General features: G+C 69.9%; 13 protein-coding genes. 8 read left to right on the forward strand and 5 right to left on the reverse strand.

What is annotated here, in order from left to right; translation table 11 throughout:
- Positions 1-74: 74 nt before the first annotated feature.
- Positions 75-506, reverse strand: a complete 432-nt coding sequence (locus ADK57_RS23720) for a hypothetical protein (protein ID WP_053751548.1) — start codon at positions 504-506, stop codon at positions 75-77.
- A gap of 203 nt (positions 507-709) precedes the next feature.
- Here ADK57_RS23720 and ADK57_RS23725 point away from each other — a divergent pair, with 203 nt between their 5' ends.
- Positions 710-3397 carry an FG-GAP-like repeat-containing protein gene (locus ADK57_RS23725; protein ID WP_053751549.1) on the forward strand — a complete coding sequence of 896 codons (2688 nt, stop codon included), beginning with the start codon at positions 710-712 and terminating at the stop codon, positions 3395-3397.
- 89 nt (positions 3398-3486) lie between these two features.
- Here ADK57_RS23725 and ADK57_RS23730 read toward each other — a convergent pair whose 3' ends face one another.
- Positions 3487-3918 (reverse strand): hypothetical protein, encoded by a 432-nt coding sequence (locus ADK57_RS23730; RefSeq protein WP_078973298.1) that lies wholly within the window; start codon positions 3916-3918, stop codon positions 3487-3489.
- Between the two features lie 139 nt (positions 3919-4057).
- Here ADK57_RS23730 and ADK57_RS23735 point away from each other — a divergent pair, with 139 nt between their 5' ends.
- A complete protein-coding gene (locus tag ADK57_RS23735; RefSeq protein ID WP_053751590.1) occupies positions 4058-4552 on the forward strand; it encodes a DUF1877 family protein in 495 nt (164 codons plus the stop codon).
- Between the two features lie 11 nt (positions 4553-4563).
- Here the strand turns inward: ADK57_RS23735 and ADK57_RS23740 are convergent, their stop codons facing one another.
- The 3 genes from ADK57_RS23740 to ADK57_RS23750 all read right to left on the reverse strand — a co-directional run bounded on the left by ADK57_RS23740 (position 4564) and on the right by ADK57_RS23750 (position 7432).
- Positions 4564-5130: a hypothetical protein gene (locus tag ADK57_RS23740; RefSeq protein WP_053751551.1), complete on the reverse strand. Its 567-nt coding sequence runs from the start codon at positions 5128-5130 to the stop codon at positions 4564-4566.
- Positions 5131-5206: 76 nt separating this feature from the next.
- Complete coding sequence (locus tag ADK57_RS23745; protein WP_053751552.1) at positions 5207-5722, reverse strand: hypothetical protein; 516 nt, start codon at positions 5720-5722, stop codon at positions 5207-5209.
- A gap of 105 nt (positions 5723-5827) precedes the next feature.
- Positions 5828-7432: a beta-N-acetylhexosaminidase gene (locus tag ADK57_RS23750; RefSeq protein ID WP_107091631.1), complete on the reverse strand. Its 1605-nt coding sequence runs from the start codon at positions 7430-7432 to the stop codon at positions 5828-5830.
- Positions 7433-7656: 224 nt separating this feature from the next.
- On the opposite strand from ADK57_RS23750, the gene ADK57_RS23755 reads away from it, so the two are divergent.
- The 6 genes from ADK57_RS23755 (at position 7657) to ADK57_RS23780 (ending at position 12535) form a co-directional block, all read left to right on the forward strand.
- Entirely contained in the window at positions 7657-8211 is a 555-nt protein-coding gene (locus tag ADK57_RS23755; RefSeq protein ID WP_053751554.1) for a 2-oxo-4-hydroxy-4-carboxy-5-ureidoimidazoline decarboxylase, read from the forward strand.
- A gap of 249 nt (positions 8212-8460) precedes the next feature.
- The gene (sdhC, locus tag ADK57_RS23760; protein WP_078973299.1) at positions 8461-8841 is read left to right on the forward strand and encodes a succinate dehydrogenase, cytochrome b556 subunit; all 381 of its coding nucleotides are present in this window, start codon (positions 8461-8463) and stop codon (positions 8839-8841) included.
- Between the two features lie 7 nt (positions 8842-8848).
- Positions 8849-9331: a succinate dehydrogenase hydrophobic membrane anchor subunit gene (locus ADK57_RS23765; protein WP_053751556.1), complete on the forward strand. Its 483-nt coding sequence runs from the start codon at positions 8849-8851 to the stop codon at positions 9329-9331.
- Positions 9332-9354: 23 nt separating this feature from the next.
- The gene (gene sdhA / locus ADK57_RS23770; protein ID WP_053751557.1) at positions 9355-11109 is read left to right on the forward strand and encodes a succinate dehydrogenase flavoprotein subunit; all 1755 of its coding nucleotides are present in this window, start codon (positions 9355-9357) and stop codon (positions 11107-11109) included.
- Positions 11109-11888: a succinate dehydrogenase iron-sulfur subunit gene (locus ADK57_RS23775; protein ID WP_053751558.1), complete on the forward strand. Its 780-nt coding sequence runs from the start codon at positions 11109-11111 to the stop codon at positions 11886-11888. Before sdhA ends, ADK57_RS23775 begins: the two co-directional genes overlap by 1 nt.
- 125 nt (positions 11889-12013) lie before the next feature.
- The gene (locus tag ADK57_RS23780) at positions 12014-12535 is read left to right on the forward strand and encodes a hypothetical protein (protein ID WP_053751559.1); all 522 of its coding nucleotides are present in this window, start codon (positions 12014-12016) and stop codon (positions 12533-12535) included.
- Positions 12536-12542: the final 7 nt, after the last annotated feature.

Raw genomic sequence — 12542 nt, forward strand, 5'->3', positions numbered from 1 at the left:
CGTCTGACTTCACAAAAGTGTCACAGGCGCTCGCGTGCTCCACGGTTCTCAACTGCCCGTATTCTGCGGACATATCACGCCACGACCCGCCGTGCCCGTCCGTGCAGCGTGAGGTAGAAGGTCCGCAGCGACTCCTCGGGGCCGCCGGTGTCGAAGCGGTTGTGGACCTTGCCGAGCGGGTTCCAGACGCGGCCGTCGGGCATGCGTACGCCGACCGGCTGGGCGAAGTAGGCGCGCTGGTGGACATCGAGGTCCACCCACACCGCCCCCGCGCGGCGCACGAGCACCTCACCGACGTACGCCCCGAGCCCGAGCAGCGTCTCGCCCGCCCGTTCCCGGTCGGCGCCGCCCTTGCGCAGGCCGTCGATCAGGAAGTCGACGACGCGCAGGCTGGTCACGGAGTAGTCCAGCGGCAGTCGGTTGCGTGCGGTGACGCGGGCCACGAAGGCCGTCGCGTACGACCGCATCTCTCTCGCGCACGGCCCACGTTCGTCCCTCTTGCCCATGTCGGCCCCCTTTGCTCGGTCGGTCTCGGGAGCTTCCGCCTCCGGCCACTCCCCCCGCTTGACCAAGCGGCTGTCACCTCACAAACATCACTGGTCACTTTCACCTCCCTGGTCAGGTGACATCCGATCGGATCTGTGCGCTGTGTAAGTGCCACCTGTGCGACAGGTGGCGTTTTCGTGACCGATTCACAGGGGTGGGGTAGTTGAGTCCTCGTAAGAGCCATGCGTACAGACCGCTGAGTCTGCGGCGAAGAGCCTGGCTGACGCTCGGAGCCGTCGTCCTGAGCGGTGCGGGCGTCGTCACGTACGCGATGGCCGATCAGTCGGCGCAGTCCGACGCCAAGGGCCAGGGCCGCGAGCCGGCCGTCCACACCCTGAAGCTCAGGAACGAGGGCGGGGGCCGCAAGGGACTGGCCAAGCAGGAGACGGACCGGTTCAGCGCGGTGCTGGTGACCTGGGACGACCCCGAGGCGAACGCCAAGGGCACGCCCGAGGTGCGCACCCGGGACCTGACGACCGGCAAGTGGTCCGGCTGGCAGAAACTGGAGAACGAGCCGAACCAGGCCGACGGCGCGGAGGGCGAGCGGGCCGCGGCGCGCGGCGGTACCGCCTCGGTGTGGACCGGCGACTCCGACGGCGTCGAGGTGCGCGTCGTGCAGGCGGACGGCACGGAGGCGGGCGGCCAGCCGGCCGGCATGGACGTCAGGCTGCTGGACCCGGGGACCGACCCGAAGCGCACCGCGGCTGCCGAGCCGGAGCCGGCCGCGTTCGTGGAGGAGACCACGACGCCGGCACCGACCGACTTCACCACGGCGACGGTGACGCCCACCGACTCGCCCACCGCGACGGTGACGCCCACCGACTCGGCGTCCGCCTCCGACTCCCCGTCGGCCTCGGCGTCCGCCTCCGGCTCCCCGTCGGTGACGGCCTCCCCGACCCCCACCTCGACCGTCCCGGCCCCGCGCCCCTCGACCGTCGTCGAACCGCCGATCATCACCCAGGCCCAGTGGGGCGCCTCGACGGACTACGACGGCACGCCGAGCTACGGCACCGAGATCAAGGCCGCCGTCGTCCACCACACCGGCGTGGACAGCGACAACACCGTGTCCTGCGCCCAGTCCGCCGCCCGGCTGCGGTCCATCCAGCAGGAACACTTCGCCCGCGGCTACTACGACATCGGCTACAACTTCGTCGTCGACAGGTGCGGCCAGATCTTCGAGGGCCGCAGCGGCGGCATGGACCTGCCGGTGGTCGGCGCGCACGACGTCGGCTTCAACACCAACACCGTCGGCATCTCGTACATCGGAAACTTCGAGACGGCCCAGCCGAGCCGGGCCGCGCTGGACGCGATCTCCCGGATCGTGGCGTGGAAGTTCGGGATGTACGGCATCGACCCGACCGGCAAGGTGACGCTGACCTCGGGTTCGGATCTGAACGTCGACGGCAACAAGGTCCCGAAGGGGCAGTCGATCACGCTGCCGCGTGTCTTCGGCCACCGGGACACCAACGCCACGGCCTGCCCCGGCAAGAACCTGTACTCCAAGCTCACCCGGATCGCCCAGGTCGCCAAGACCCCGGGCATCTCGCACGCCCTGGCCACCTCCGACTACAACCGGGACGGCGTCACCGACCTGGCCGCGGGGGTCCCGAAGGCGAACACGGTGAAGGTGATCCCCGGCAGCGTCGACGGCCCGGTCCCCGCCGCGAAGATCACCCTCACCCAGAACAGCCCCGGTGTCCCCGGCTCCTCCGAGACGGGTGACGCCTTCGGCACCTCCACCGCCTGGGGCGACGTCAACGGCGACGGCTACGCCGACCTCGCCATCGGCACCCCCGGCGAGGACGACACCGTCGGCACCGACCGCGGCCAGGTCACCGTCATGTACGGCCCGGCCCTCGACACCGGCTTCTCGTACGGCACTTCAGGGGTCACGGCGGCCGGCGCCAGGCTCGGCTCCACCGTCACCGTCGGCGACTTCAACGGCGACGGCAAGGCGGACGTCTTCGCGGCCGGCACCGGCAAGGGCGGCAACTGGAACGTCCGGCTGGGCAGCGGCAAGTACCTGTACGGCACGCTGACCTCCGCCACCGGCTCGGTGGCCTACCTGGACGCCGCGACCGGCGACTTCAACCAGGACGGCTACGCGGACGTCGCCCTCAACTACCGCGACACCGGCGGCATCGGCCGTGTGGTCCGCTTCGCGGGCTCGGCGACGGGCCTGACCAAGGCCGGCGTCATCTCCGTCAAGGGCGGCCGCTCCATCGCCGCGGGCGACGTCAACGGCAACGGCTACGACGACATCGTCATCGGCCAGCCGGTCGCCTCCGAGTCCGGCGGCATCTCGGGCGGCCAGATCACCATGGTCCCCGGCACGTCGACCGGCTTCACCACCACCGGCATGACCACCATCCACCAGGACACGACGGGCGTCCCGGGCGGCAACGAGTCCGGCGACGCCTTCGGCACCTCGGTCTCGGTCGGCGACTACAACGCCGACGGATACGCGGACGCCCTCGCCGGGGCCCCCGGCGAGGACCTCACCCGCGACGGCGTGAACCGCGGTGACGCGGGCAACGCGATCCTGGTCAAGGGCAGCGCCTCGGGCCTCACCGGCTCCGGCTCGATCGGCGTCTCGCAGGACACGTCCGGCATCCCCGGCGCCACGGAGACCGGCGACCGCCTCGGCTCGTCCGTGGCCCTCGCGGATCTGTCCGGGTACGGCCGCGCGGACCTGACGTTCGGGGCCGACGGCGAGGACGGCACCGACGGCATCCTCCTGCACCTGCCCAGCAACAGCACGGGCCTCGGCTACACCGACACCGTCATCTACAGCAAGACCACGCTGGGGACCCCGACGGACGGCCGCCTGGGGCAGACGCTGACGCCGTAGCCCGCTCGGCTCACGGATCGGAAAGGCGCTTTCACCGCTCTTGCCGGGGCTCGCCAGGGCCACCGGCCGGGGAAAGCGCCTTTCCGAGGTCAGGAGCCCCGTACGGCCGCCGTCGCGTCCCGGCACAGCAGTCGCAGCGACCCGTCCCCGGCGAAGCACCGGCGGGCCTCGTCGACCGGGTCCCACAGGCGGCCGTCGGGGGTGCGGATCCAGTGGTCGCCACCCGACGCCCACCACTCGGCACCGGTCTGGCGGACGACCACCTCACCGGCGTACGCGCCGAGCCCGCGCAGCACCGTCTCCACGGCGGCGTACGGCGCCCCGTCCCGCCGGATCTCCTCGATCATCCGGTCGACGCTCCACAGACTCTGCGCCGAGTAGTCGAGCCGCAGCCGCGCCCCCTCACGAAGGGTGGCCACCACGTCCGACGCCCAGCGCACGGGCTTGGTCGCGGCGGAGGGCCGGGTTTCCTGATGAGTCGTCACAGTCGTCACATCGGGAAAAGCGTGGTCGGGCGGCATTTCGTCACCCGTATCCGGGGCGTTTCCGCAACCGGTGCAGGACCGCCCCACCGCCGCCCCACGACGGTCACAGGACTCTCTCAGGATCGAGGTTTACGCGGGTGTGACAATCCGCGGCTCCCGTGCGCTCCTCTCTCTGATGAGCCTGTACTTCCATTTCCGCGCGGTGCCTCCCTCGGCCCTGCGCAACAGCGCGACCTGGCTGCGACGGCTGTTCGAGGACGACTGGGACACCGTGCGGCAACGAATCGGCCGGTGCCGTGAGGAGGTGCTCGACAAGGGCTACCTCGGCCACGAGCTCCTCTACACCGGCGCTCCCCCGCACCACGCCCAGAACGGCCCGCGGACCCACGTCGTCCTCGGCGGCGGCCCGGTGTTCCCCACCGAGCCGGACGAGCCGCCGTTCCTGCTGCTGACGGCCGCTCAGACGGCCCGGGTCGCCGACTTCCTCACGTCGGCCGACTTCGAGGCACTGTGGCGGGACGCCCGCAACGAGCTGCTGCCGAGATACGGCGGGGCGGGCGCGGAACCGGGTGCGCGGGGCATGTTCGAGTCCGCGCACCGGGACCTGACCGCGTTCTACACGCAGACGGCCTTCTACGGGGACGCGGTGGTGAAGCGGCTCGTGCGGTGAGCCGGTGGCGCTCAGCTCCGCTGCCGGGAGCGCCGCGACACCACCGCACGCAGCACGCGCCGCCCTTCCGTCGACACCTCCAGCGCCCGGCGCACCCCGCCCGCGCCGTGCCCGGCGAGCAGTTCCAGGACGGTGATCTGGCGGCGCAGTTCGGCGGCGACAAGGGGCGACATCCCCTCCGTACGGCCCTCGCGGCGGGCGTCGACCGAGGACGCCCGGCCGGCCAGCGGGTCGAGGAGGCGGTGGATGTGCAGGGCCGCGACGGAGCAGGCGTCGGCCCACACCCGTACCTCGGCGGCGGACCGTTCGGCCGGGGCGGCGGCGAGCATCCGGCGGGCCAGCAGCGCGGCCTCGTCCCCGGCGGACTCCACGGCGCCGACCTCGCCGAGCTTGTCGCGCACCTGGGCGATGTGCACGCCCCAGTCGCCGACGTCACTGCCGTCCGCAAGACCTGCCCACAGCGGTCTCAGTACCTCGTCGTCACCGCCCAGCAGGGGCAGACACCGATCCAAACAAGCCAACCCACTGGCGGCCAGTCCGCGCTCGTCGGCCTGAGCGATCAGTTCCACCAGGCTCATTCCACGCTCCCTCGCCAGGCGGTCATCCCTTACGGAGCCCGCACTTCCCCTTACTGCGCGCAACGGCCCGGGAGTGTCACAGGGGCACCACGCCGAGCCGGTCGAGCAGCCGGAAGAACAGGTTTTCGGCCAGCAGACCCTCCTCGGGTCGGGAGTCGGCGACCAGCACGTCGAACACCGGCTCGGCGGCCACCTCGCGCCCCGCCTCCGCCGCCCACGCGACCGCCCGCCCCGCGGCATCCCGGGGCTCCAGGAAGTAGTCCTCCAGGGTCAGCCCCTCCCGGTCGGCACCGAGATACGTGGCCATGGCCGCCCGGGCCAGACAGGTCGTCCACGCCCCGCTCTGAGGCCCCGCCGCCTCCACGACCACGGTCGCGCTGTCCATGACGTACCCGAAGAGCGCGGGAGCCCCCGTCTCCACGGCGAGCCCGTTCATGCTCCCGACGTCGCCGTCACCGCTCGGGTACTCCCACACCTGCCATCCACCCGGCGCCGACGCCCGCCGCGACATGCCCTGGGCGCCGGACAACGCCTCCAGTTCCGCGAGCGGCCGCTCTCCGCGACCGACGACGAAGTACCCCCAGTAGCCCATTTCGGTACCCCCCGGCTGCTCTCCGTACGGCTCGGCCCGAATACACCACATTCGTACGGCCGTTCGCAGCCGGACGGGACAATCCGCCCGATCCTGAGCCGTGTATCAGCCGAGCCGGTCGGCGAGCGACCTGAACTGGGTCCACGACAGCTCCGGCTTCCCCGAGTCCCACAGCTTCTGGACCGTCGCCCTGAGCGGCATCCGGATCCCGGCCGCGACCTGCGCCTCGGTCTGCGAGTTCGCCAGGTCGCACCACACCGCGAAGGACCCGCCGAGGATCTGGTCGTCGTACTTCGTCGGCACCGCCTGCGTACCGCGCACGACGAGCGGCGTCCACTGCTCGTAGATCCGCTGCCCGGTCGGATAGACGAAGGTCAGCGGCTGCCCGAGGACGTAGTACAGGAACTCGTCGTTGTAGTTGACGACCTTCCGCCCCGCGCTCAGATACGCGACCGGCAGCCGCGCCCCGATCTCCTTGCCCGTCCAGTAGGCGACCTGGATGTCCTTGTCGGCCTGGACGGACGTACCGGCGAAGAACCCGTCGTTCCAGGCGCGGGGGCTCTTGTCGTGGGCGCGGACGGTGTCGGCGCGGTCGTTGAGCCAGCCCGTGGTGAGGTCCTCGACGCTCGCGCCGGAGCCGTAGGCCTCCCTGGCGGCGGTGGCGAGCTGCGGGTAGGACGCCTCGGGGTCGGACACCACCAGCGCCTGGTACTCGTCACCGCCGAGATGCCACTGGCCGCCGGGGAACAGGTCTGCGTACTCGTTCAGCAGGTCGTCGACGATCTCGGCGGAATCCGGATCGGAGATGTCGACCGCCCCGCGGGTGGGCACGCCCTGCGCATTGCGCAGCTGAAGGTCCGGGTGCGCGGCGATCACGGCGCCCAGGTGCCCCGGCGAGTCGATCTCGGGCACCACGGTGATGTGCCGACTGGCCGCGAGCTCGACGATCTGCTTGACCTGCGCCTTCGTCAGATGCTCCGTCGACACGACCTCCGGATGGGAGTCGGACTCGATCCGGAACCCCTGGTCGTCGGAGAAGTGCAGCCCCAGCTGGTTGAACTTCAGGTCGCCGAGCTCCCGGACCCGGTCCTCGATCCAGTCGGCCGTGAAGTGCTTGCGCGCGATGTCCAGCATGAGCCCGCGCACCGGTTTGGCCGGCTCGTCCCGCACGACGCCCTCCGGCGCCGTGCCGCCACCGTGCACCTCCTGCTTGAGGGTGCGGGTGCCGTAGAACACGCCCGCGTCCGCTGCCCCGCTGATGGTCACCCGCCCGCCGCGCACGGTCATCGTGTACGACTCCGGATCCGCGCCTTCGTCGTCATTGAGCGCCAGCCGTACGTCCCCGGCGCGCACGTCGCCCTTCTCCCCCGCGTACGTCAGCCCCAGCTCACCGGCGAGCAGCCGCCCCTCGTCGGCGAGGTCCCGGTCACTGACCACGACCCGCTCGCCCTTGTCCGGCGTCCAGCCTGGACCGCGCGCCGGGGTGTGGGCGCGGACGGCGGGGATGGTGCGGGGCGTCTTCGACAGCGGGTAGGAGCGGGTGGGTGTAGGACTCGGGGTCTTCGAGCCGGCGGGCGACTCGCCCGCGGCAGATCCCTGGGACGGCTGCCCCTGCGCCGACCCCGCGGGCTCACTGCCGTCGCCGGCGGCCAACAGCCCGAGGCTCACGCCGGCCACGACCGTCACGACCACCACCGCGACGATCAGCACCCACGTCTGCTTCAACGCGCTCTTCGCCGGCGTCCGGCGCCCGTGCTGACTCCGCCTGTGCTGACTCACGGCGCCAACCTAGGCCCTCGACGGGCCGAGTCGTGTCCACCACACGTTCCGAAACTCTCCCGTTCGGATGAAATTCGGGCATCCGTCGGACACGTCATGTCCGCTCTCGATAACGTGACGCCACATCTCTCACATCATCCTCTGCCGAAACCCACGTGACGCCCACACACCTCCCTGGCCAAGTGGCCATACCGTCGCCGCCTTCGTCGCCGCCCGAGCGGACCCGGGACACACCCGGCCCGAGTGCCCCACTGGAGCACTTCAACACCGTCCCCGCCGACGAGATCCGCCACACGCTCCTCAGCTGCCTCCACAGCCACCGCTGGGCCACACGCATCGCCGCCCACCGCCCCTACCCGAACCTGGACTCCCTCCTCGCCGCGTCGGACGAGGCGGCGTACGACCTGACACCGGGCGACCTGGCGGAGGCGCTGGCCGGCGAGACGCTGCCGGTGCTGCCGGACGACACGTACGGGGCCGCACACATGGCGCTGGCGGCGGCACACGCGGCGTACGAGGCCCGGTTCGGACACCAGTTCGTCATCTGCCTGGACAGGGTCCCTCCTTCAGAGGCCGCCGATCAGCTCCTGGCAGCCATCCGGTCACGATTGACAAACGATCCGGAAGAGGAACGGGTGGTGACGGCAGAGGAACTCCGCCGCCTGGCAAGAGGGCGATTGGTGAGTCACCTGAGGGGCGCGGGGCCCTGACACAGCGGCTCCGCCCCGGGGCGCGACCAGCCACAACGGCGCCGCACCCGGCACATAACAGGACACCCCACCCCAGAACCTGCTGACCCTCACCCATACGCGTGCCACTTTGATCACACCAGCAGGCCCCGGCTCAGCTCAGCGGCAACGCATCGCTACGATGCTGGGGGCCGGTGGACCGTACCCGGCCGGGCCCGTCCGACACAGAAGCCGGCGCGGCCCCAATCCCCGCTCCCGGAGGGTTCTTCCGTGCCGGCTGGAACGCTGTACCGCGGCCGGGAAGGAATGTGGTCCTGGGTGGCTCATCGAGTCACCGGCGTCCTCATCTTCTTCTTCCTGTTCGTTCACGTGCTGGACACCGCGCTCGTCCGTGTCTCCCCCGAGGACTACGACAACGTCGTAGCCACCTACAAGACCCCGCTCGTCGCGTGCCTGGAGTACGGCCTCGTCGCCGCCATCCTCTTCCACGCACTCAACGGCCTGCGCGTCATCGCCGTCGACTTCTGGTCGAAGGGCCCGCGCTACCAGAAGCAGATGCTCTGGACCGTCGTTGGCGTGTGGGTCGTGCTGATGCTCGGGGCGATCTACCCCGTCCTCGGCCACGCCTACCGTGAACTGTTCGGGAGCTGACGCGCATATGTCCACCACCGAAACCGCCGCGTCCGGTATCGGCCCTGTCGAGGGCGAGTCCCTCTACAGCGTCGACAACCCGGCCCCCCTCATCGAGGCCCCCCGCCAGCGCACCAAGAAGACCCCCAAGTCCACTCGGGGCAACTTCGAGATGGCCGCGTGGCTGTTCATGCGCCTGTCGGGCATCGTCCTGGTCGTCCTGGTCATCGGCCACCTGCTGATCCAGCTGGTGCTGGACGGCGGCGTCTCCAAGATCGGCTTCGCCTTCGTGGCGGGCCGCTGGGCGTCCCCGTTCTGGCAGGTCTGGGACCTGCTGATGCTGTGGCTCGCGATGCTGCACGGCGCCAACGGCCTGCGCACGGTCATCAACGACTACGCGGAGCGCGCGAACACCCGGCTGTGGCTCAAGGGCCTGCTCTACACCGCCACGGTGTTCACCATCCTGCTGGGCACGCTGGTGATCTTCACCTTCGACCCGAACATCCGCTAGGCACGGGGCTGAGGCAACCACTCATGAAGATCCACAAGTACGACACCGTCATCGTCGGCGCCGGTGGCGCAGGTATGCGCGCCGCCATCGAGTCGACCAAGCGCAGCCGCACCGCCGTGCTGACCAAGCTCTACCCCACCCGCTCCCACACGGGCGCCGCGCAGGGCGGCATGGCCGCCGCGCTCGCCAACGTGGAGGAGGACAACTGGGAGTGGCACACCTTCGACACGGTCAAGGGCGGTGACTACCTGGTCGACCAGGACGCCGCCGAGATCCTGGCGAAGGAGGCCATCGACTCCGTCCTCGACCTGGAGAAGATGGGCCTGCCGTTCAACCGCACCCCGAACGGCACCATCGACCAGCGCCGCTTCGGCGGGCACAGCCGCAACCACGGCGAGGCCCCGGTCCGCCGCTCCTGCTACGCGGCCGACCGCACGGGTCACATGATCCTCCAGACGCTGTACCAGAACTGCGTCAAGGAGGGCGTGGAGTTCTTCAACGAGTTCTACGTCCTGGACCAGCTGATCACCGAGGTGGATGGTGTCAAGCGGTCCGCGGGTGTGGTCGCGTACGAGCTGGCCACCGGCGAGATCCACGTCTTCCAGGCGAAGGCCGTGATCTACGCGTCCGGCGGCTGCGGCAAGTTCTTCAAGGTGACGTCGAACGCGCACACGCTGACGGGCGACGGTCAGGCGGCGGTCTACCGCCGGGGCCTGCCGCTGGAGGACATGGAGTTCTTCCAGTTCCACCCGACCGGCATCTGGCGCATGGGCATCCTGCTGACGGAGGGCGCCCGTGGTGAGGGCGGCATCCTCCGCAACAAGGACGGCGAGCGCTTCATGGAGAAGTACGCGCCGGTGATGAAGGACCTGGCGTCGCGTGACGTCGTATCGCGGTCCATCTACACGGAAATCCGGGAAGGCCGCGGCTGTGGGCCGGAAGGCGACCACGTCTACCTGGACCTGACGCACCTTCCCCCGGAGCAGCTGGACGCCAAGCTCCCGGACATCACCGAGTTCGCGCGCACCTACCTGGGCATCGAGCCGTACACGGACCCGATCCCGATCCAGCCCACCGCGCACTACGCGATGGGCGGCATCCCGACGAACGTCGAGGGTGAGGTCCTGGCGGACAACACGACGGTCGTCCCGGGCCTGTACGCGGCCGGCGAGGTCGCGTGCGTGTCCGTCCACGGCGCGAACCGCCTCGGCACCAACTCGCTGCTGGACATCAACGTCTTCGGCAAGCGGGCGGGCATCGCGGCGGCGGAGTACTCGCAGAAGGCGGACTACGTCGAGCTGCCCGAGGACCCGGCGGAGCTCGTGGTCGCGCAGGTGGAGCGCCTGCGCAGTGCCACCGGCACCGAGCGGGTCTCGGTCCTGCGCCGCGAGCTGCAGGAGACCATGGACGCGAACGTCATGGTGTTCCGCACCGAGCAGACCATCAAGACGGCGGTCGAGAAGATCGCGGAGCTCCGCGAGCGCTACCTGAACGTCTCGATCCAGGACAAGGGCAAGCGGTTCAACACCGACCTCCTGGAGGCCATCGAGCTGGGCAACCTGCTCGACCTGGCCGAGGTCATGGCGGTGTCCGCGCTGGCCCGCAAGGAGTCCCGCGGCGGTCACTACCGCGAGGACTACCCGAACCGCGACGACGTCAACTTCATGCGCCACACCATGGCGTACCGCGAGGTGGGCGACGACGGCACCGAGTCCATCCGTCTCGACTACAAGCCGGTCGTCCAGACCCGCTACCAGCCGATGGAGCGTAAGTACTGATGGCAACCCCGACCCTGGACAAGGCGGACGCGGCCGGCACGCCCGAGCCCGGCTTCGCCGACTCCCCGTACATCACGGCCACCTTCCGCATCCGCCGCTTCAACTCCGAGGTCTCGGCCGAGGCCACCTGGGAAGACTTCCAGCTGGAGATCGACCCGAAGGAGCGCGTCCTCGACGCCCTCCACAAGATCAAGTGGGACCAGGACGGCACCCTGACCTTCCGCCGCTCCTGCGCCCACGGCATCTGCGGCTCGGACGCGATGCGCATCAACGGCAAGAACCGCCTCGCCTGCAAGACCCTGATCAAGGACCTCAACCCCGAGAAGCCGATCACGGTCGAGGCCATAAAGGGCCTGACGGTGCTGAAGGACCTCGTGGTCGACATGGACCCGTTCTTCCAGGCGTACCGCGACGTGATGCCCTTCCTCATCACGAAGGACACGAACGAGCCGACCCGGGAACGCCTCCAGACGGCCGAGGACCGCGAACGCTTCGACGACACGACGAAGTGCATCCTCTGCGCCGCCTGCACGTCGTCCTGCCCGGTCTTCTGGAACGACGGCCAGTACTTCGGCCCGGCCGCCATCGTCAACGCCCACCGCTTCATCTTCGACTCGCGCGACGAGGCGGCCGAGCAGCGGCTGGAGATCCTGAACGACCGTGACGGTGTCTGGCGTTGCCGGACCACCTTCAACTGCACGGATGCCTGCCCGCGTGGCATCGAGGTCACGAAGGCGATCCAGGAAGTGAAGAGGGCGCTGATCACGCGCAGGTTCTGACAAGACACCGCTGAGGCAGCGGGACGTCTGAGAGAGTACGAGGGGCCGTTCCTCCCATCGCGGGAGCAGCGGCCCCTCGGCAACAGAGCCTGATCAGGTACAGCTGGAAAACGGGGGATCACAGCATGACCGAGCCGAATCCGTACCAGACCGGAGCCGGCCAGTGGGGCCCCGGGCAACCGCCCGCCCTGCCTCCCACGACGCCTGGCTACGGGTATCCCAACCCCGCGCCCGCGTACGGCTTCCCCCAGCAGCCGGCGGCCCCGGTGCCCATGGGCGGTGCACCGGTTCCCGTGGGGGGTGCACCGGTGCTGGCCATCGGGGACATCACGGTGATGGGCGACCAGATCGTCACGCCGGGCGGCTCGCTCCCGCTGCGCGGCGCGGTGTGGAACGCCACCGACATGTCGCACACCGAGGAGAAGATTCCGCCGCACGCCATCGTGCTGGCCATCCTCTTCTTCGTGTTCTGCCTCCTCGGCCTGTTGTTCCTCCTGATGAAGGAGAAGAGGACCGTCGGCTATATCCAGATCACCGTGACGAGCGCGGGGCGGCACCACTCGACGATGATCCCGGCCCTCGGTCCGCACACCTTCCCCGCGGTCATGGGGCAGATCAACTATGCGCGGTCGCTGAGCAACATGTGAGCCGGTC

It is taken from the genome of Streptomyces sp. MMG1533 (assembly GCF_001279775.1).
In the GTDB taxonomy this organism is placed as follows: Bacteria; Actinomycetota; Actinomycetes; order Streptomycetales; family Streptomycetaceae; genus Streptomyces.